The following is a 20,803-nucleotide window of genomic DNA, read 5'->3' as shown; positions in this document are numbered from 1 at the left end:
AGACAGTAAACAAAACATGTGCCTTAAGATCTCTAATAGTAGACTTGATCTGGTAATGGTTTATACGAGCGCGATCCATGGTGAAAAATGAAGCCACGTTGCTGGCGAGCGATTCTGTGAAGTAACCATTTTTGGCTTTAGTTGTGAATGAATCCTGCTATTTCAGCGCACATCAATGTTAATTATGTTTAAATTTCAACCCACTCATTTTTCAACTAGCTCAGGTTATAATGATGACCTCCAAAAATATGGTTGATCTATTATGAACGCCTCCAATGACCCTTTGCACGGCAAAAAACTTGCTGACATTTTGGATGAATTATTGGATTACTACGGTGGCTTTGAAGGCTTAAGTCGTAAAATTGAAATTAGATGTTTTTGTATAGATCCAAGTATTAAGTCATCATTACGGTTTTTACGTACCACACCATGGGCACGTGAAAAAGTTGAAAGCTTATATTTGTATGTCTTACGCCAAAAAACCAAACAAAAATCGTAGCTATCAAAACCCAGCCTCAGCATAATATTTTATACCAAATACTAGGCTGTATGATCAAAATCATACTGGCACTCTACACTGTAAATTTGAGAATGAATCTGTACGTACAGGCTCATTCCCTATCGCTAAAGATATTAGGAATAGCTATATAGAGCTTATTTCTAGCTTATTCAAATTTGTCGTTAAAATTAGGCTTTACTACGGATGAACAATAATTTTGACTGCAGACTCATTATTATGAATCAGTGTTTCAAAGCCTTTAGAAACAAGATCATCTAATGCAATACGTTGGGTAATAAAAGGTTCTAGATTAATCTTATCTTGCTCGACTAAGCGGATGGTTTCCTGATGGTCATTTACATAAGCAATCGTGCCACGAATATCTAGCTCTTTCATAACCACACTATGCACATTAATTGTGGCAGGATGGCTCCAAATCGAAACGATAACGACCACACCAGTTGGTTTCATTGCAGCCACCAGTGTATCCATGACTTTATTGACACTACTACATTCAAAAGCGACATCAACTCCGCGTTCTTCCGTAATTTTCATTACTTCAGCAACCACATCAACTTGGGAAGGATCTAATACATAATCTGCAACACCCGCTTCTATCGCTTTTTCTTTACGTTTTGCACTCAACTCAGTAATGATGACCGTGAGACCTTTGGCCTTTAAAATGGCTGATAAAAGCAAGCCTATAGGGCCTGCGCCACCAACCAGTGCGATATCGCCAGCTTTTGCACCACTTCTGACATAGGCATGATGACCGACAGATAAAGGTTCTATCAATGCTGCTTGGTCTAAGGGAATATCATTTGAAATAGGATGTACCCAACGTCGTTGAACTGCAATTTTTTCAGAAAGACCGCCGCCACGTCCGCCTAAACCAATAAAGTTCATATTTTTTGATAAATGATACTTATCATTCGGGCCAGTCGGGACATCATCCGCAATAATATAGGGTTCAACTACGACATGTTGTCCAATTTGGATATCGTCTACACCCTCACCAACTGCATAAACTACGCCTGAAAATTCATGTCCCATTGTTACAGGTGCAGATTCTCCCGAAATTGGATGTGGATGACCACAAGGTGGAATAAAAATAGGGCCTTCCATGAATTCATGTAAATCTGTACCGCAAATACCGCACCATGCAACTTGAATTCCAACTGTGCCTGGAAGTACTTTCGGTTCAGGGATATCTTCAATTCGAATATCCCCTCGATCATAAAAACGAGCTGCTTTCATTGTGTATTCCTCATGTTGATATTAACGGTAAACCATTCCACCATCTGTCAAAATAGACTGACCTGTAATATAGTTTGCATCCTCGCTGGCTAAAAATGCAACTAATGCAGCCACGTCATCTGGTGTTTCAGCACGTCCTAAAGCAATACCATCTACATATTTTTTATACGTTTGACCAATTGGTGCACCTGTAATTTCAGAGAACCGCTGATCTATTTCGACCCACATGTCTGTACCAACAACACCCGGACAATAACTATTTACAGTAATTTCAACACTGGCATATTCTTTAGCCGCAGCTTGCGTCAATGCACGAACTGCAAATTTAGTTGCCGAATAAACACCGAGTAAAGCAAAGCCTTCATGACCTGCTATTGAGCATGCATTAATAATTTTTCCAGCCTGTTGGCGTTGTTTAAATTTATTTGCTGCGGCTTGAATCCCCCAAAGTACACCACCAACATTGATGTTCATAATTTGGTTAAATTCATTCGGTGTTACTTCTGCCAAAGCTTTAACTTGTGCAATACCTGCATTATTGATCATGATATCAAAACCATTAAGTGTCGATTCGGCATGATCAATTGCATGACTTACTTGTATTGGATCTGAAATATCCGCAATAAATGTGGTGACTTTTACGCCAAAGGCTTCAACCTCTTTTTGAACAGCATTTAACTTTTCTTGATGAAGATCGACCAAGGCAATATGAACACCTTCTTGTGCTAAACGTAAGGCAATACCACGTCCAATTCCTTGTGCTGCACCCGTAATTAATGCAACTTTATTGTTTAAACCTCTAGGCATGTTCCGACTCCTTAGATATGAATGGCACGTTGCATTGCCGACAAGACCGACTCATGCATCGCCTCAGATAAAGTAGGATGTGGGAAAATGACCTGTGCTAAGCTTTCATCCGTTGCTTCTAGGTATTTTGCGATGGCAAAACCTTGAATGTGTTCGGTGACTTCATGTCCGACCATGTGAGCACCTAACAATTCCCCTGTTTCCTGACTAAAAATGGTTTTAACAAATCCTGCGCTATCGCCCAAAGCCAATGCTTTACCATTCGCTTGTAAAGGAAACTTACCCACATTGATATTCAAGCCCGCAGCTTTCGCTTCCTGTTCTGTCAAACCAATACTGGCCACTTGCGGATGGGTAAAGATACAGCCCGGAATTTGTGTACGATCTAAAGCATGTACATGACTTAGGCCTGCAATTTTCTCCACACAAAGAATGGCTTCATGACTGGCTTTGTGTGCCAAACACGGTGCACCTGCGACATCACCAATTGCATAAATGCCCACTATATTGGTTTTACACCATGAGTCGACTTTAATAAAACCATTCTCAAATTCAACTCCCAAAGCTTCTAGGCCAAGATTTTCAGCATTCGGTTTCACGCCAATAGCTGAAAGCACCTTTTCAACAGTAATGATTTGCACACCTGTGGCAGTTTCAATATGACAATGTACTTGAGCCTGATCAGTTTCTATTTTTTTTACAGTCGCTTCGGTTAAAACCTGCATACCCTGCTGTTCAAATTGCTTTTGTACATACTTCGCAACTTCAATGTCTTCGCTAGGGAGAATCTGCTTTGCAATATCAACCAAGGTAACTTGGCAGCCTAAGTCTTGGTATAGGCTTGCAAACTCACTGCCTATAGCCCCCGAACCAATGACCAGTAAAGATTTTGGTAATTGTTCCGGAACTAAAGCCTCTTTATAACTCCAGACCTGATGGCCATCTACAGGAATATGAGGCAAATTGGCCGCACGTGCACCTGTTGCGACAATAATATGCAGTGCAGAAATCTGCTGTTTTTGACCATTCGCATCTGTAAGCTCTAAATGCTCTTTGGCAATAAATTGGGCTGCTGCATTAAAAACAGTGATTTGATTCTTTTTCAATAATTGACCGATACCTTGTACCAGTTGCTCAGAAACCTGTCTGCTATGATGGACCAGTTTTTGAATGTCAAAATCAACCGCGTTAAGAGTAAAGCCAAACTGCTCTGCATGTTTGAACTGCTGCGCAAGCGCAGCCCCGCTCAATAATGCCTTGGTTGGAATGCATCCCCAATTAAGACACACTCCGCCTAAGTGTTGTTTTTCAACAATTGCTGTTTTTAATCCCAGTTGCGCTGCGCGAATCGCAGCGACATATCCTCCAGGACCAGCACCAATAACCACAAGATCAAATTGTGTATCTGACATGGCTATTCCTCCTACACCAAAATTAATGCAGGGTTTTCGACAAACTGCTTCAATGCCGATAAGAATTGAGCACCCAACGCACCATCAATGACACGATGATCACAAGACAATGTTGCGGTCACCATTTCACGAACAACAATCTCATCATTTTCAACGACAGCACGTTTCTCTGCTGCACCTAAGGCTAGAATTGCACCTTGAGGCGGGTTAATAATGGCATCAAACTGTTGAATACCCAGCATTCCCAAATTGGAAATACTGAAACTGCCCCCTTGAAACTCATCAGGTGCCAATTTTCCAGTTTTGGCACGTGTCGCCAGATCACGCATATCATTGGAAATTTGCGCCAAAGATTTACGGTTCGCTGCTTTAATAATTGGCGTGATCAGTCCATTTTCGATGGCTACAGCAACCGAAATATCAGCCTGTTCAAACTGTAAAATCTGCTGATTCTCTTCATCAAACTGAACATTAACTTGTGGAACTTTAATCAGTGCAGCAGCAGCAGCTTTAATCAGCATATCGTTAATGGAAAGTTTGACTTGCGGTACAGTACTGTTAATTTGCTGACGCAAAGCCTGAACCGACTCAACATTTAAGTCTATCGTTAAGCGAAAATGTGGTGCATTGCGTTTTGCCGCTTGTAGCCGTGCAGCGATTGCTTTACGCATACCATTCATAGCTACGGTGGTGAATTTTGCTGACTCTGTTGGATGCGCATGATCAGCATGTTGAGCTTGTACAGGGTTTTCACGTTGATATACAGCTTCAACATCTTCCTTACAGACTCGTCCACGTGAACCCGATGCGCGACAATCATGCAAATTAATGCCCCATTGTCTTGCCAAACGGCGGGCAACAGGTGTCGCTAGAACATCACTATCATCTGCTTTAGATTTCGCGGCTTTGGTACTGGCTTGATGACGCACATCTGGCCAAGAACCACCAGCAGCTTGAACTGCGGTCTGAATATCTTGAACACTAATACGACCTTCACGTCCAGAACCCGTAATCTGAGACAAGTTTACATTATGCTTTTCAGCCAATTTCAAGGCATGTGGCGTTGCAAAAATATCATCGCTTTGTTGGTAGCCTTGTAACGCAGCAGGAATAGAATATCCGCCCTGAGTCACCGCTTTTGATCCATTACCAACACTGTTCTGTTTAGGAGCAGCTTGCACTTTGGTTTCAACTTGAGCTACAGCTACTTTTTCAGGAACCGCTGCTACCGCTTTATTTTCTGTTACAGCAGGTGTTCCACCTAAGGACTGTGCAAATGCTTCAACTTCTGTATCTGAAACTTGAGCGTCTGCACAAATTGCAATAACTCCACCTACGACCAGCGTGTCGCCATCTTTAGCAATAATTTTGCGTAGCAAGCCATCAAAAGGTGCTTCAAGAACATTGACGATTTTTGTGGTTTCAATTTCACAAATTTCCTGTCCTTTACTAAATTGCGTACCTTCCTCAATCAGCCATTGGGCAATCGTACCCTCTTCCATGGACAAACCCCATTTTGGGATTTCTAAAGTTTTAATTTCGCTCATCCTAAGCCTCCAACGTCTTACGTACAGCCTGTTCGATGCGTTCTACACTGGGTAGCCATTCTTTTTCTAATACTGGTGAAAATGGTACGGGTGAATGTGGTGGAGTGACTAACTCGATTGGTGCTTTAAGATAATGAAAGCCTTTCTGTGCAATGAGTGCAGCCACATCATGTCCGAAACCGCAACGCGCCGCAGATTCATCTACAATCACTACGCGACCTGTTGACGCCACTGATTCTAAAATGCCATCTTCGTCTAATGGAGAAATGGTTCGAGGGTCAACCACTTCAACCGAAATGCCTTCTTTTGCGAGCTTATCCGCAACTTCATTGGCACGATGCACCATCAAGCTTAAGGCAATAATGGTAATATCAGTGCCTTCACGGGTGTAATTTGCGACACCAAAAGGAATAGTGTAGGCTTCATCTGGCACTTCGCCCTTAATGTCATACAACAATTTGTGTTCACAAAAGACTACTGGGTCATCATCTCGAATGGCTTGAATCAACAACCCTTTCACATCATAGGCACTTGAAGGCACCACCACTTTTAAACCAGGCACTGAGGCAAACACGTTATATGGCGACTGAGAATGCTGCGCTGCTGCGGAAAAACCTGCACCGATCATGCCTCGTACAACGAGTGGCGCTTTGGCTTTGCCACCAAACATATAGCGGAATTTAGCCGCTTGGTTATACAGCATGTCATAACACACGCCGTAAAAATCCATGAACATTAAATCTGCCACAGGTCTTAAACCCGTTGCAGCAGCACCTGCCGCCATACCAATAATCGCCGATTCTGTAATCGGGGTGTCAATGACTCGCTCAGAACCAAATTCAGTCCATAAGCCTTTGGTTACACCAAGTACACCGCCAAAACCTTCCAGTTTATTGTCATCGGTATTTTTGCCACCATGCCCACCACGAACATCTTCACCGACCACAATGACACTCGGATCTCGGCGCATTTCTAATTCAATTGCTTCTTTAATCGCGTTTCGATAACTTTTATTTGACATTTTTCTACTATTCCTTTAGTAAGAGACGTAAACATCAGTAAGTAACTGAGAGACTTCTGGGTACTTAGCTGCGCGTGCTTTTGCAACGGCATCGTCTACATTGGATTTAGACTGGGCATCAATCGCATCCAGTTTGGCTTCGTCAATTTTATCCTTGACTTTTTCACGGAATATTTTCAATGGGTCTTTATGTTCTTTGACATAATCCAGTTCTTCTTTGGAACGAATAAGCCCCGGATCACCTTCAAAATGTCCATAAAAACGGTTGGTTACCGTTTCAATCACACTCGGACCTTCACCACAGCGGGCACGTTCAATGGCTTTTTGTGCAACTTCATACACAGCAAAAAAGTCTGTTCCATCTACTTTTTCAGCAGGTAAGCCAAAACCTGCCGCTCGACCTGCAATGTCTTTACTGCCTACGGCATAGTCATGTGCAGTACCTTCACCAAAACCGTTATTTTCAAAAACAAAAATGACAGGGAGCTTTAACACGACAGCCATATTAATGGCTTCAAAAGTTAAGCCCTGATTTGACCCGCCATCACCGGTAAATGATAGACCAATCCCACCATTTTTCAGTGTTTTAGCACTTAAAGCTGCCCCAATAGCCAAAGGTGGACCACCACCCACAATACCGTTTGCACCGAGCATGCCTTTATCTAAGTCCGCAATGTGCATTGAGCCGCCTTTACCACGACACAAACCATCATCTTTGCCAAAAATTTCTAACATCATGGCGTGAATGTCACAGCCCTTAGCAATACAATGTCCATGACCACGATGCGTTGATGTAATGAAGTCCTTGTCTGTTAAATTTTCACAGATCCCTACGGCAATAGCTTCCTCACCGCTATATAAATGGATGAAACCGGGAATATCACCTGTATTATTTTCATCGTGAAGTCGATCCTCAAATTCACGAATGTCGCGCATTCTTTTGTATGCTGCTAGCAATTGCTCTTCCGTTAATTGCATATCTTTGTTCCTTATTAACTACGCTTAAAAGAAAATCCAAAAATTAATGGTTGGATTTTTAAACCGTATATTTATATAAATATATTTTTATTTAATTTCATATTAGACTAAAAAAATATAATGCATTAAGAGATGGGAAAAATATTAAAAACAGAAGGTTATGAACTTAAAAATTTTTTAAAATTTTACAATGGTTCAATCACATATGAAAACAAACCTTTAACCAACCTTTATTTTATATGATAAGTTTTTTGCACTGTTTTAATATTATTAAAGCACCTAAAAGAGCTTATTTAATATCGGGATCTATATTAATTATTTTAAATGATGGAGTGTTTGTAATGGATTTAAATAACACAGTGTTAACTGGAAAAAAGCTACGTGGCGCTGAAAAAATGGCGCGTATTCCAATTAAAGTTGTTCCAACAGAAACGACACCGAAAAAGCCAGAATGGATTCGGACTAAAATTAGTCAACCTGAGGAAGTTCAAATCATTAAGGATTTATTACGACAACAGAAACTACATACGGTTTGTGAAGAAGCGGCCTGCCCTAATTTGCCACAATGCTTTAGCGGAGGGACTGCAACGTTTATGATCATGGGAGATATTTGTACTCGCCGCTGTCCATTCTGTGATGTCGCACATGGTCGTCCTAATATCCTAGATCCTAATGAGCCAAAGCATCTGGCTGAAACAGTCAAGAATCTAAACTTAAAGTATGTCGTGATTACTTCTGTTAATCGAGACGACTTAAAAGATGGTGGCGCACAGCATTTTGCAGATTGCATTCGAGAAATTCGTCAAACCAGTCCAGAAACTCTGATAGAAATTTTGGTTCCTGATTTTCGTGGTCGTGCAGATATTGCCCTGAAGATTCTGAGCCAAAACCCACCCGATGTTTTTAATCATAATATTGAAACCGTTCCACGTCTGTATAAAGCCATGCGACCAGGCGCTGACTATAAGCACTCATTGGATTTACTCAAAAAATTTAAACACTATTGTTCTGAAATTCCAACGAAATGTGGTTTGATGGTCGGTTTAGGAGAAGTCGAGGCTGAGGTTATTGTGTTATTAAATGATTTGAAAGATTATCAAGTGGACTATGTCACAATCGGTCAATACTTACAGCCATCTAAATCTCATGCGCCAATTCATCGTTTTGTTACGTTGCAAGAGTTTAAGCATTATCAAACACATGGAGAGCGCTTAGCGTTTAAAAATATTTGGAGTGCGCCATTAGTACGATCAAGTTATTTTGCAGACCGTCAGTATCATGGTGAAGCTGTGCCTAGCCCTTACATGAGCGAATGAATTTTCATCCTATTTACGTTTATTAACATTTCAGATGGAAATAGCCATTTTCAGCTCATAAGAACACTTTTAAAGTAACTCAAGGACTGGTAAAGCCAAAAGATATGATTTAACCAAGCAAAGATAAAAGCATTTAAAATTGAAGCAAGAAGAAATGACGTAAATGACTATAAATTTGGAAACTCATTTCTAAAATTTAAAAATATTACAGTCTGATCATAAAGGAATATGATATGAACCTGTTCAATACCGCATCTGCAAAAAATCTGCAAAAGAGGTGGTCCCACTTGTTTGAACAACTAAAAGCGTATTTATAAGTGATATTCCGCTCTAGTTAAGCCACCTTGTTTTGTTGGGGTAGCTGATCATAGTAAAACTCATTTGGTGTCATTTTGTCTAGACTCGAATGAGGTCGTTTCAAATTATAAAACTCAAAATATGCACTTAATTGCTTTTTCGCATCTGTGACACTGCTATAAGCTTTGAGATACACCTCTTCATATTTAACGCTCCGCCATAATCGTTCAACCATCACATTATCTACCCATCGACCTTTACCATCCATACTGATTTGAATGCCATTTGATTTCAATACATCAATAAATGCATCACTGGTAAACTGGCTGCCTTGGTCTGTATTAAATATTTCAGGTCGACCATATTTTTCAATCGCTTCATTTAAAGCCGAAATACAAAAATCCACCTCCATACTAATCGATACCCTATGCGCAAGTACCTTGCGGCTATGCCAATCAATCACAGCACATAAATAAACAAAGCCTTTTGCCATAGGGATATACGTTATATCCGTAGACCACACTTGATTACTGCGCTGAATAGCCAACCCTTTGAGCAGATATGGATATTTACGGTGAGCTTGATTAGCCTGGCTTAAATTTGGTTTGCAATATAACGCCTGAATACCCATTTTCTTCATTAAAGTACGTGTATGACGTCGTCCTATATGATGTCCTTGACGATTCAACAAATCACGCATCATACGACTGCCTGCAAAAGGATATTGCATATGTAATTCATCAATACATCGCATCAGCTTCAGATCTGATGCACTCACAGGTTTTGGGCGATAGTAATAACAACCACGGGAGACTTTCAGCAGCTTAGCTTGCTTAGATACTGAAATCTGAAGTGAGTCGTCGATTAACTTTTGTGGTTGAAGCGGCCCAGTTTCTTCAACACACCTTCTAAAAAATCAATTTCTAATGCCTGCTCACCGATTTTTGCATGTAGTTTTTTTAGATCGATGGGTGGTTCTGTTGGAGCTTTTGATTGATCGAAAGCTTGCGAGGAAGCTGAAATCAGTTGATTTTTCCAGTCGATAATTTGGTTTTGATGAACATCAAATTCAGCACTCAATTCAGCAAGTGTTTTTTCTGCTTTAATCGCAGCAAGTGCTACCTTAGCTTTAAAATCATTTGAATGATTTCTTCTTGGTCTACGTGCCATAAAATACTCCATATATTGATGTTTATAACATCATTTGAGGAGCAGAATATCACTTATAGGAGTTGTTCAAATTTACGGATCCATCTCTAAACAACCCATTTAATTAATCAACATACTGTTCATGCCGCTCCTGTTTTAGCCTTACCTCCAGAAGATAAAACTTCTTTATTTCGCCGCTCTATCCAACATAATTATGCCGACTTACTCAAAATAGCTGATGATTCAGATATGGCGATTGGTCTCACAGATCATCAAGGTACTCTCTTATGGACATGGAGTAGTTCTGTAATGCTTTCTTCTGCCGAACAGGTTCATTTTATTGAGGGTGGGCATTGGTCTACACAGGCTGTTGGGACCAATGCGATAGGTATGACTTTAAACAGCCAAATATCAAGTTGTGTCTATTCTCATGAAAACCAAATGGACAGTGTTCGAGATTGGGTTTGTTATGCCGCGCCGATCTGGGATCCGACATCAGGGCAATTTCATGGCATTATTAACCTTTCCACAAAATATAAAAAACATACTCCTTTGGGGCTGCTTGCAGTTGAACGCTGTGCGGATTTAATACAACGAGCCATAAAGTTTGAACAGCAGAATTTTTTATACATTAAGGCGCTAGGCTCGCCTTGGGTTCAATTTAATGGGCATACCTTGAACTTGAGTCACCGTCAAATTGAAATACTTTGCATTTTAGCTTTGCACCCCCATGGCATTGGTTTAGAAGAGTTACACTATGCCCTTTATGGTGAGCGTAGTGTCAGTGAACCGTACCGGGTTTGTCGGAGACTTTTTTATTTAAGTTAGGCCACCTGACCTAACGGGTTAATCTTATCATAGTACATTGCTTCAAACTCAAAAGGCGATACATAACCCAGTGCACTGTGTACACGCTTTTTATTGAACCAATCTACCCAGTTTAGTGTCGCAAGTTGTACATCTGCTAAACCTTGCCAATCTGCTTTTAAATATTCAATCACCTCTGTTTTGTATAAGCCATTCACCGTTTCAGCCAGAGCATTATCGTATGAATCACCAGTTGTACCGACTGATGCTCGTAAATTTGCTGCTTCTAAACGATTGGTATAGCGAATAGAAAGATATTGAACACCTCTATCTGAATGATGAATCACATTCTTAGGCATACCTCGATCGTGCAATGCTTGCTCCAATGCATCGAGCACCATATCTGTATTCATCCGTGTAGATACTTTCCATCCAACAATTGCTCGTGAGAACACATCAATAACAAATGCGGTATATACCCAGCCTGAATGAGTTTGAATATAGGTAAAGTCACCCACCCATAGTTGGTTTGGATGATCAGCACTAAAATTGCGTTTCACCAAGTCATCTGCTCGTTTTTGATCATCTCGGCTACGGGTAGTTTGTTTATTCTTACCACGCCAAACACCTTGTATACCTAGTTTTTGCATCAATCGAGCAACTGTACAGCGCGCAATAATATAGCCTTCACGTTTCAGTTTTTGCCAAACTTTACGTACACCATATCGACCTGAACTTTCCTTCCAAATTCGTTTAATTTGTTCAGCATGATGCAAGTCATGTAAATCTCGTTTCGCTCGATGTTCTGGATTGTCCGCGAGATCTAAAGTCCGGTAATAGGTCGAAGGGGCGATCGGTAAAATCCTACAAATCGCCTCAACACCGTATAACGCTTTATTGTTATGGATAAAATCCACCATTATTTGTGTGGGCGGTCGAGCTCCGCCTGGGCGAAAAAAGCGGCTGCTTTGCGTAGAATTTCATTGGCTCGCTGCAGTTCTTTATTTTCGCGTTCAAGTTGTTTAATGCGTTCTTGGTCTGAAAGCTGCTGTACTTTGATTGGATTCTGTTGATTCAAATGCTTCTGATGCCAGGAACGTAGTGTTTCAGGAGTACAGCCAATCTTGGGAGCAATTGCTGTGATTGCAGCCCAAGTAGAAGGATAATCTTTTTCGGATTCAATCAATAATTGAACCGATCTTTCTCTGATTTCAGGGGTATATTTTAATTTTGTCATCGGGATAGTCTCTCAGAATATTGACTCTCCGACAAACCCGGTACGGTTCACAGCTTAAAAACCCTAAAGGCTGAGCTTTCACAACTTCGTAGCCTATTACCTCATTCAATTGAGCCTCGGATTTATAGGCTTAGCTGTGAAGTCCAATGTGATTTTTTAAGTGCTGAACAATCATTAAATGCAAATCTTATTTCCAGTACATTCTCGCTATATAAAGGTAGCTTTCTCTCTAAATCAGAAAGCCCTTTACTCAGCACTTGGAGACATTGTTTTGATGCCCGTTTAAGCCAGTTGATCTATCAAATAAAGGATATCGATCAATTATTAAGAATTATTGGGCAAACACATGACCGAATTGATGCGGTACAGCGTTTATTAGAGTTATTACCACAGGACAGTATCCACCGTAATTATTTTTCAAATCTGATTTAGATTTGATCTGTTGCTTCAACTCTAAAGTTTTATTGTGAAGCAGATTGAAAAGGAAGTATGATTTTCATACTTCCTTTAATAAAATTTAAAATTGAGAACTAAATACAGTGAAGTCTAGTAATTCACTTATCCAGCTTTGACACCTAGTTTGTCGCTGCAAGGTGTATCTATGCCATTACTACAGCTTTGCCGTTGTCAACGGCATTCTAAAATTGCCCCCCCTTTTACCTTACAAATGGCAAAGTAAAATTGACCCCCTTGATTTCGTATTAAGTTTCAACCTGAGGTTGAATCCCTATTCTTTTTTATCTTCAAACGATAACTCTCACCCGATATTTGTACCACATGACAGTGATGCAATAACCGATCTAACATCGCAGCGGTCAACGTGACATCATCTGCAAAGGATTTGGACCATTGGCTAAATGGTAAGTTACTCGTCAATATCGTACTGGCTTTTTCATAACCCTTGGCAATCACGTTAAAGAATAGATTCGCTTCTTCACGTCCAAAGGGTAAATAACCAATTTCATCGATAATCAGTAATTTCGGGGCGAGTATCACGCGTTGCATATAAGTTTTCAATTTACCTTGCTGATAGGCTGTACTGAGTTGCAGCATGAGATCGGCGGCGGTAATAAACTTGGTTTTGACATTGTTCATGATGGCCTTATAGCCTAATGCCATGGATAAATGCGTTTTCCCTACACCGCTAGCACCAAGAAACACCACATTTTCTGCTCTCGGGATAAAGCTCAGCTTGAACAACTCGACCACCTATGATTTGGGAGCACCCAGTCCATAATTAAAATCGTAACCTTCCAGGGTTTTGACTTGAGGCAGGCCTGAGAGTTTCATCAGTACCTGCTGACTGCGCTGTTGCCTGGCAGCATATTCATGCATCAGCATGGTTTCAATAAAGTCGGCATAACTTCCATCCTGACCTAATGTTTGTTGCGCATGATGAGACCATTGTGACGCAATTGTATGCAGACTGAGCTTCTGGCAAAGCTGCTCTATACGGTCGTATTGCAGATTCATCAGGAAACTCCTAGCAACTGCTCATATACCGATAACGGATGCGGCAAACTCTCGTAGGGCATTACATGCTGTGCCGCTGCAACAGGTATAGTGCCAGAACCCGTATCTGATTGCGGTAATGGCGTAAATCTTTGCTGCTCCTGTTGCAGTCGAACAGCCGGTTTTTCTTGCGTGGTGGCATGAATCCGCTGATTGGCGGTTTCATGCAGCCACCAGCCAATGTGGGCATTGGCAACATCAACATCTAACAGTAAACCCGAAGTCTTCAGGCTTGCTTTCAATGGCACAATAAAGCTTGATTTGAGGTATCCATTAAAGCGTTCAACTTTGCCTTTGGTCTGTGCACGATAGGACTTACATACGCGAGGACGAAAGCTGTACTTCTTGGCGCAGTCGAGCAGTTTGGGATTCCATTTTTGCTGCCCCTCCTGATAGGCGTCCCGTTCAATCATGATCGTTTTAGCGTTATCAAACAGGATTTCCTGAGGGCAGAGTAAAACTTGAAGTGCGACATAAACCACCTAATTAATTTAAAAGGTTTATGGAGTATATAAAATTGTCATACCATCATCTTAACTTTGAAGATCGTACTGCATTAATGCTTGAGTCAAGAAAAGAAGGCTTTTCAGCCAGAAAATTTGCTGAACTCATTAAAAGACATCCTAGTACGATCTATCGTGAGCTTAAAAGAAATAGCATCAATGACGTTTATCAAGCTCAATATGCTTCTGATAACACCTTCGCTAGACGTAGACGTGGTCACAGAAAACTCAAAATCGATTCAATCCTCTGGAAATTTATTGTTGAAGCGATCCGTTGTTTATGGTCTCCTCAGCAAATAGCAAAGCGTTTAAAGACATTTCCTGATTTGGATCAAACAATGAATGTAAGCCATACAACGATTTATTCAACGATACGAGCATTACCAAAGGGTGAGTTGAAAAAAGACTTATTATCCTGTCTGCGTCATGAAAATAAAAAGCGAAAAGCTAACGGTGAATCTAAAAAAGATTCTATATTACAGGATATTAAAACTATTCATAAGCGCCCAGCCGAAGTTCAAGAAAGAAAAATACCGGGTCATTGGGAAGCCGATTTAATTAAAGGTAAAGACAATAAAAGTTCGATAGCAACACCTACTGAACGAAATACACGGCTCTGTATCTTGGCAACATTACCTGATGCAAAGGCAGAATCAGTGCGCAAGGCTTTAGCTGAAGCTCTGAAATATTTACCTGCAGAACTGCGTAAAACGTTGACCTATGACTGTGGACATGAGATGTCAGAACATAAAATACTCGAAGAAGATTTAGACATAGATGTATATTTCTGTGACCCACATTCCCCCTGGCAAAAAGGCACATGCGAAAATATGAATGGTTTAATTAGGCAATATTTACCTAAAGGGATTGATTTAAACCAGGCAGATCAGCATTATTTAAATCAAGTTGCCATGTCACTGAATATTCGTCCTAGAAAAGCGTTAGATTGGCTTACACCATTAGAGAAATTTTCTCAGCTTATTGATTATCATAAGACTTTTGAAACTGTCGCACCTCATGTTTGAATTCGCCCCAATATGTAGTTTACGCCATTGGCGACGATATTCAGGTCCATGTTTCTTGCGTTTCCATTCGCCCTCACCTAGAAACTTCATCCCTGTAGAGTCCATGAGTAGATGCAGCCCATCGCTACTTTTTTGGTAACTGATTGCAATATCAATATGCTTTTGTCTTCTACAAAGCGTGGTGTAATCTGGTGGTGTCCAATTTAATCCGCAAAGTTTAATCAGACTTTGCACAAAGCCAGTGACAATACGTAAAGACAGACGAAATAAAGATTTAATCATTAAGCAGCATTGGATGGCTGCGTCGGAGTAGATTTGATTTCGCCCTTGTTTGCCTTTTGATGGAGCATATCATTGCGTAGCAGGATCAAACCAAATGGCAATATTTCCTCGACTCATGAGTGCTCGGTTATATGCGGGCCAATTGGTTGTGCGGTAGATTTTGTGTGTAGGCTTCTTCATTTGAAAATTATATCGCTGAAAAAAACGTTACAGATAGGGTTGTGCAACAAAGCCCTTAGTTGAAAAAAACTTTTAGATTTCATGCACACACCACCTAAAACAAAAAAATATCTGATTGATTTTACAGGATTTTAATTTAAGTCTTTATTCTACTCACTCGCAATATCAACGTTTAGTATCACGACTCACTAACTCATTAACTAAATATGGAGCAGTACGGCTATCTTGATTTTCTGTTATTTGTTTTGGTGTTCCTGCCACAACAATATTCCCACCAGCATTTCCAGCACCTGGTCCCACATCAATCACCCAATCTGCTTGTGCAACGGCACGCATATCATGCTCAATCATAACCACGGTATTACCCGCATCGACTAATCGCTGCAATTGAACTAACAATCGATCTACATCTGATGGATGCAAACCTGTAGTTGGCTCATCAAGTATATACAGTGTATTTCCACGCTGATTGCGTTGCAGCTCGGTCGCCAATTTAATACGTTGCGCTTCTCCACCAGATAGTTCAGTCGCTGGTTGCCCTAAACGTAAATAACCAAGGCCAATTTCCTTTAATAATTGTAGTGAACGAGCAATCGAGACCTCTCCATCAAAAAAATCACGTGCTTCATTGACGGTCATTCCTAATACTTCAGCAATATTACGTCCATTCCAGCGAATTTTCAGAGTGTCATCATTATATCGAGCACCATGACATGTCGGACAAGGGGCATATACACTTGGCATAAACAATAATTCTACACTGACAAAGCCTTCACCTTCACAAGTTTCACATCGCCCTTTAGCCACATTAAACGAAAAACGTCCAGCATCATAATGAGCTTGGCGAGCTTCAGGAGTCCCAGCAAATAACTTTCTAACATGATCAAATAAACCCGTATAAGTTGCCAGATTAGAACGTGGAGTACGGCCAATTGGTTTTTGATCAACCTGTACCAGACGCTGTATAGCCTCCACATCACCAGCCAGAGAACCCTGTGTAACCTCGGTAACCAACATTCCTTCATTTAAAGGATTATTTTCATTATTGTTTTCAGTTTCAGATTCATTGCCTAAATATGAAAGTACTAACTCGGGTAAAGCTTGAGAAACGAGACTAGATTTACCTGAACCTGAAATACCTGTAACTGCTGTAAGTACACCAAGAGGTATACGAGCATCAACATTATGCAGGTTATGTCGGTAAATATTGTTAAGTTCAAGCCAACCAGAGGGTGTACGTCCATAACTTTGAGTAACTGGGATTTTATTAAATAAATAACTTGCAGTACGTGAAGCTGAAATCTCACTTAAACCCTGAGGTACTCCACTATATAAAATATTACCACCTTGCTCTCCTGCATCTGGTCCAACATCCACTAACCATTGAGCACGACGCATGAGCTCTAAATCATGCTCTACAACAAATACGGAGTTTCCAGCGTCTCTTAATTTATCGAGAGAATCATATAATGACTGACTATCTGAAGGATGTAATCCAGCAGACGGTTCATCCAGTACATAAACTACACCAAATAGCATAGAACTTAATTGTGTTGCTAAACGCAAACGTTGCAACTCTCCAGCTGAAAGAGTTGGCGTGGCTCTATCTAATGTTAGATAACCAAGGCCTAACTGGCGTAATTGATTTAAACGGCCCATCACACCACTTGCTAAACGCTGGGCAGCAATTTTCTTTTCATCTGAAAGTGCTGACGTACGTCTTACATCTGGAGATACAGAATGCACTGCTCTACCTGTTGTTGCTCGTTCAGCTCTATCAAGTTGAGTTATTTTATTATTAATCCTTTCGCCAGCATCATGAGCGTCGAAATCGCCAAGAACTATAGGTTCAAGCAGACAAGTTAATTTATCCAAAGAAAGTTGCATAAACTCACCAATATCTACTCCAGCAAAGGTAATAGATAAGGCTTCTGGCTTAAGTCGTTTGCCATGGCAGGAAGGGCATATTTTTCCTTCCATAAAACGTGAAACACGTTTTTTCATCAACGTACTTTGGGTATTAGCAAAAGTATGTAGAACATAACGACGAGCACCAGTGAAAGTGCCCATATAGCTAGGTTCTAATTTACGTTTAAGTGCAGATTGAGTCTCAGCGGGGCTTAAACCAGCATAGACAGGAACTGTTGGGGTTTCTTCAGTAAATAAAATCCAATCTCGATCCGATTGCGGTAAATCTTTCCATGGTCGATCAACATCATACCCTAGGGTTACTAGGATATCGCGTAAGTTTTGCCCGTGCCAAGCAGGTGGCCATGATGCGATAGCTCTCTCACGAATACTGAGTGTCGGGTCAGGAACCATTGTCGATTCTGTAACTTCATAAATGTGACCTAAACCATGACAGGTAGGACAAGCACCTTGAGGAGTGTTCGGTGAAAAGTCCTCGGCATATAACATTGGCTGATCGGCAGGATATGCACCAGCACGCGAATAAATCATTCGCACGAGACTTGATAAAGTTGTTACACTTCCAACAGAAGAACGGGTATTACTTGCACCACGTTGTTGTTGCAATGCTACTGCTGGTGGTAGACCATCAATAGCATCAACATCTGGTACTCCTGCCTGATCTATTAAGCGTCTTGCATAAGGTGCAACAGATTCGAAATATCTTCTTTGTGCTTCAGCAAAAATAGTTCCAAAAGCAAGTGATGATTTTCCTGAACCCGATACACCTGAGAAAACAACAAGTGCATTTCTTGGGATAGAAACATCTACATCCTTAAGGTTATGCTCACGTGCACCTCGAACTTCAATACAATTATTAGATAAAGTAATGTTATTGTGTTCACCAAAAGAATGTATTTTCATGTTTCTACGAGCCTGTAAATTATTTTGTGTAAGTCCCATTTTTTATAAATGATCTTTTAATCGATCATCGAACTGAATCGTAAAACAATTCATTGCTAAACTAATACATTTAAATATGGCTGTCATTTGGTTTAAATCTTCAGGAGTTTTTAAACCTTTAGCTAATTCAGCTGTCATACTTTTGATTGTAGCTTCATCCATGTGAAGTACCTCTTTTTATTATCCTCAGTAGGATAAATGAAAATTAAGTACTTACACAAAATTTAGAACAGTCCCACAACTCATTTTGTTGAACTATATCTGTACAACAACTCTACCTCGAATTTTTCCATCTAAAATTTCATTTGAAATATTTAAAGCATCTGTTAACTGAATTTCAGTCGTTACTGTTTCTAATTTTGTTTGATCTAATTCTGTAGCCAAACGTTCCCATGCTTCTTTTCTTAATTCGATTGGTGCCATCACGCTATCAATTCCATATAAGGTAATCCCTCTTAGAATAAATGGAGCAACTGTTGCTGGAAAATCCATTCCGCCTGCCAAACCACACGCAGCAACTGCACCACGATATTTTGTACTAGCACATGCATTGGCTAAAGTATGGCTTCCAACAGTATCAATCACGCCAGCCCAAACTTCTTTGTTTAATGGCTTTCCTGGGGAAGATAATTCAATACGATCAATAATTTCACTCGCACCTAGATAGGTTAAATATTCTGACTCTTGAGGTCGACCAGTTGAAGCTGTAATCTCATAACCAAGATAATTCAAAATAATAATGGCAATACTACCTACTCCACCATTTGCACCTGTCACTAAAATTTTTCCATCACTTGGTTTAATACCATGCTTTTGTAAAGCCATGACACATAACATTGCGGTATAACCTGCTGTACCAATAACCATCGTATCTTTAAAAGAAAAAGCAGAAGGTTTTTGTATGAGCCAATCACCAGAAACAGTGACTTGCTCGGCTAGCCCTCCAAAATACTTTTCACCCACTCCCCAACCATTTAGTAGAACTTCATCTCTTTCTTTCCATGCTGGATGTTTTGATTCAATCACAACACCCGAAAAATCGATGCCTGGGGTCAAAGGAAAACTACGCACCACTGGTGAACGCCCAGTAATGGCTAAAGCATCTTTATAATTGAGTGTTGAATATTTGACTTCGACTCTAACCTCTCCTTCTTGTAAAGGCTTTGATGCAATCTCAGTAATTTGTGATGTGTAACCTGCTTCATCTTTAGTAATTACAATACCTTTGTACATAGAACTTCCTCTCTATTTAATTAGACTGCTTATCTAGAATTAATTAAAAAAATAAATACAGACGTCTGCATTTATTTTTTTAATTAACTTTTTACGTGATTTTGTTGTTTTACAGCTAAAGTAAACAAGCGATAAAATGCATCTAAGGGACTTGTTGATTTGACCAAACGCGCTCTTAGAACTGCACCTTCCCACCCAATCCAAAACTGATAAGCAGCTTCATCGCAATCAGCTAGGCTATATTGTGAATTTGACTGATGTAGGCAATCAGAAACTAATTTCTCCCATACCTTAAAGATACTTTCGATTCGGGCAATGATTTCTTGTGGCAAATACGACACTTCTTGTCCTAAGTTACCTAAAATACAACCTCGTTTAAAATCATATTTTTGCATTTTTTCACCCGCATCTTTTACAAAATTTTGCAGCTTTTCTAGTGGGGAAAGATCAGTTTGACTTAAAAACTTATTCAATCGCTTCACAAAATAAAGCTCATAAGCATCTAAGACTTCTAAAATAAAAGCCTCTTTATTTACAAAATAATGGTAGAAAGACCCTTTAGGAACTTGGACTGATTTCATGAGATCGTCCAAGCTCATAGCATTCATTCCACGTTCGGTCTGTAACTCGATACCTCGGCGGATTAAAACTTCTTTAGTGTCTGCATAGTTACAACCGTGTTTGGTTGGTCGACCACGTGGTCTTTTGGGTAAAGAAGAATAATTCATATAATGAAAATAGACTATGTGACTAGAAATATCAACAATAAGATTATTTGATTGAAAATTTTATCTAAACGGCATCTATTTCTTTGCTGGGAGAACTTAGCCTTTTATATAAATGTACTTAAAAATTCTACGAGTTCATGAA

The 20,803-nt window shown here is 40.1% G+C and carries 15 protein-coding genes, 5 pseudogenes and 1 other annotated feature; of the genes and pseudogenes, 5 read left to right on the top strand and 15 right to left on the bottom strand.

All coding sequences use genetic code 11. The annotated features are described in order from the left end of the window. The first annotated feature begins 262 nt into the window (after nucleotides 1-262). Nucleotides 263-499, top strand: coding sequence for a VF530 family protein (locus AC4CUX_RS15985; protein ID WP_114837081.1), 237 nt, complete (start codon nucleotides 263-265; stop codon nucleotides 497-499). A gap of 198 nt (nucleotides 500-697) precedes the next feature. Here the strand turns inward: AC4CUX_RS15985 and AC4CUX_RS15980 are convergent, their stop codons facing one another. From AC4CUX_RS15980 to AC4CUX_RS15955, 6 genes are read right to left on the bottom strand one after another with little or no spacing between them, the layout of a single operon-like run. After that, on the bottom strand, nucleotides 698-1,756 hold the full coding sequence (locus AC4CUX_RS15980; protein WP_279691975.1) for a 2,3-butanediol dehydrogenase: 1,059 nt from the start codon (nucleotides 1,754-1,756) through the stop codon (nucleotides 698-700). Nucleotides 1,757-1,777: 21 nt separating this feature from the next. Next, nucleotides 1,778-2,563 carry an acetoin reductase gene (locus AC4CUX_RS15975; RefSeq protein ID WP_114837083.1) on the bottom strand — a complete coding sequence of 262 codons (786 nt, stop codon included), beginning with the start codon at nucleotides 2,561-2,563 and terminating at the stop codon, nucleotides 1,778-1,780. A gap of 11 nt (nucleotides 2,564-2,574) precedes the next feature. After that, the gene (lpdA, locus tag AC4CUX_RS15970; protein ID WP_279691978.1) at nucleotides 2,575-3,975 is read right to left on the bottom strand and encodes a dihydrolipoyl dehydrogenase; all 1,401 of its coding nucleotides are present in this window, start codon (nucleotides 3,973-3,975) and stop codon (nucleotides 2,575-2,577) included. Between the two features lie 11 nt (nucleotides 3,976-3,986). Further along, nucleotides 3,987-5,522, bottom strand: coding sequence for a dihydrolipoamide acetyltransferase family protein (locus AC4CUX_RS15965; protein ID WP_287166453.1), 1,536 nt, complete (start codon nucleotides 5,520-5,522; stop codon nucleotides 3,987-3,989). A 1-nt stretch (nucleotide 5,523) separates the two neighbouring features. Beyond that, nucleotides 5,524-6,543 (bottom strand): alpha-ketoacid dehydrogenase subunit beta, encoded by a 1,020-nt coding sequence (locus AC4CUX_RS15960; protein WP_114837086.1) that lies wholly within the window; start codon nucleotides 6,541-6,543, stop codon nucleotides 5,524-5,526. Nucleotides 6,544-6,558: 15 nt separating this feature from the next. Further along, on the bottom strand, nucleotides 6,559-7,521 hold the full coding sequence (locus AC4CUX_RS15955; protein ID WP_114837087.1) for a thiamine pyrophosphate-dependent dehydrogenase E1 component subunit alpha: 963 nt from the start codon (nucleotides 7,519-7,521) through the stop codon (nucleotides 6,559-6,561). Between the two features lie 341 nt (nucleotides 7,522-7,862). On the opposite strand from AC4CUX_RS15955, the gene lipA reads away from it, so the two are divergent. Next, nucleotides 7,863-8,837, top strand: a complete 975-nt coding sequence (gene lipA, locus AC4CUX_RS15950) for a lipoyl synthase (RefSeq protein ID WP_294191941.1) — start codon at nucleotides 7,863-7,865, stop codon at nucleotides 8,835-8,837. 334 nt (nucleotides 8,838-9,171) lie between these two features. Here lipA and AC4CUX_RS15945 read toward each other — a convergent pair. Continuing rightward, nucleotides 9,172-10,304 (bottom strand): IS3-like element ISAba14 family transposase gene (locus AC4CUX_RS15945; protein WP_223155595.1). Its coding sequence is split into 2 segments (ribosomal slippage): nucleotides 9,172-10,052 and nucleotides 10,052-10,304, totalling 1,134 coding nucleotides; the frame shifts between segments, so codons are not numbered across the junction. Nucleotides 10,305-10,406: 102 nt separating this feature from the next. On the opposite strand from AC4CUX_RS15945, the pseudogene AC4CUX_RS15940 reads away from it, so the two are divergent. Next, nucleotides 10,407-11,069, top strand: a pseudogene (locus AC4CUX_RS15940) (transcriptional regulator); the annotation flags it as partial. A gap of 38 nt (nucleotides 11,070-11,107) precedes the next feature. Here AC4CUX_RS15940 and AC4CUX_RS15935 read toward each other — a convergent pair. Continuing rightward, a protein-coding gene (locus AC4CUX_RS15935) for an IS3 family transposase (protein WP_490792553.1) occupies nucleotides 11,108-12,327 on the bottom strand; the annotation gives its coding sequence in 2 pieces (ribosomal slippage) (nucleotides 11,108-12,051 and nucleotides 12,051-12,327; 1,221 coding nt in all). Then, nucleotides 11,936-12,052: a sequence feature (AL1L pseudoknot), on the bottom strand. (Overlaps the previous gene by 117 nt.) A 51-nt stretch (nucleotides 12,328-12,378) precedes the next feature. Here AC4CUX_RS15935 and AC4CUX_RS15930 point away from each other — a divergent pair. Continuing rightward, nucleotides 12,379-12,759, top strand: a pseudogene (locus AC4CUX_RS15930) (transcriptional regulator); the annotation flags it as partial. Nucleotides 12,760-13,028: 269 nt separating this feature from the next. On the opposite strand, the pseudogene istB reads toward AC4CUX_RS15930, so the two are convergent. Together istB and AC4CUX_RS15920 are read right to left on the bottom strand one after the other, a co-directional pair. Further along, a pseudogene (gene istB / locus AC4CUX_RS15925) lies at nucleotides 13,029-13,800 on the bottom strand (IS21-like element helper ATPase IstB). After that, a pseudogene (locus AC4CUX_RS15920) lies at nucleotides 13,800-14,288 on the bottom strand (DDE-type integrase/transposase/recombinase); the annotation flags it as partial. The pseudogenes AC4CUX_RS15920 and istB, both read right to left, overlap by 1 nt. Before the next feature lie 53 nt (nucleotides 14,289-14,341). Between AC4CUX_RS15920 and AC4CUX_RS15915 the strand changes: the two are divergent. Beyond that, a complete protein-coding gene (locus AC4CUX_RS15915) occupies nucleotides 14,342-15,367 on the top strand; it encodes an IS30 family transposase (RefSeq protein WP_490792552.1) in 1,026 nt (341 codons plus the stop codon). Here the strand turns inward: AC4CUX_RS15915 and AC4CUX_RS15910 are convergent. The 5 genes and pseudogenes from AC4CUX_RS15910 to AC4CUX_RS15890 form a co-directional block, all read right to left on the bottom strand. Next, nucleotides 15,365-15,829, bottom strand: a pseudogene (locus AC4CUX_RS15910) (IS5 family transposase); the annotation flags it as partial. The gene AC4CUX_RS15915 and the pseudogene AC4CUX_RS15910 overlap by 3 nt on opposite strands. Nucleotides 15,830-15,994: 165 nt before the next feature. Then, nucleotides 15,995-18,661: an excinuclease ABC subunit UvrA gene (locus AC4CUX_RS15905; RefSeq protein WP_287166405.1), complete on the bottom strand. Its 2,667-nt coding sequence runs from the start codon at nucleotides 18,659-18,661 to the stop codon at nucleotides 15,995-15,997. Nucleotides 18,662-18,703: 42 nt separating this feature from the next. After that, nucleotides 18,704-18,862, bottom strand: a complete 159-nt coding sequence (locus AC4CUX_RS15900) for a hypothetical protein (RefSeq protein ID WP_004979619.1) — start codon at nucleotides 18,860-18,862, stop codon at nucleotides 18,704-18,706. A 93-nt stretch (nucleotides 18,863-18,955) separates the two neighbouring features. Beyond that, a complete protein-coding gene (gene acuI, locus AC4CUX_RS15895) occupies nucleotides 18,956-19,933 on the bottom strand; it encodes an acrylyl-CoA reductase (NADPH) (protein ID WP_078389309.1) in 978 nt (325 codons plus the stop codon). Nucleotides 19,934-20,016: 83 nt separating this feature from the next. Further along, nucleotides 20,017-20,661: a TetR/AcrR family transcriptional regulator gene (locus AC4CUX_RS15890; protein WP_490792551.1), complete on the bottom strand. Its 645-nt coding sequence runs from the start codon at nucleotides 20,659-20,661 to the stop codon at nucleotides 20,017-20,019. Nucleotides 20,662-20,803: the final 142 nt, after the last annotated feature.

This window comes from Acinetobacter sp. 231_lipA (genome assembly GCF_058243005.1).
This window is presented reverse-complemented; position numbering and strand designations above follow the sequence as displayed.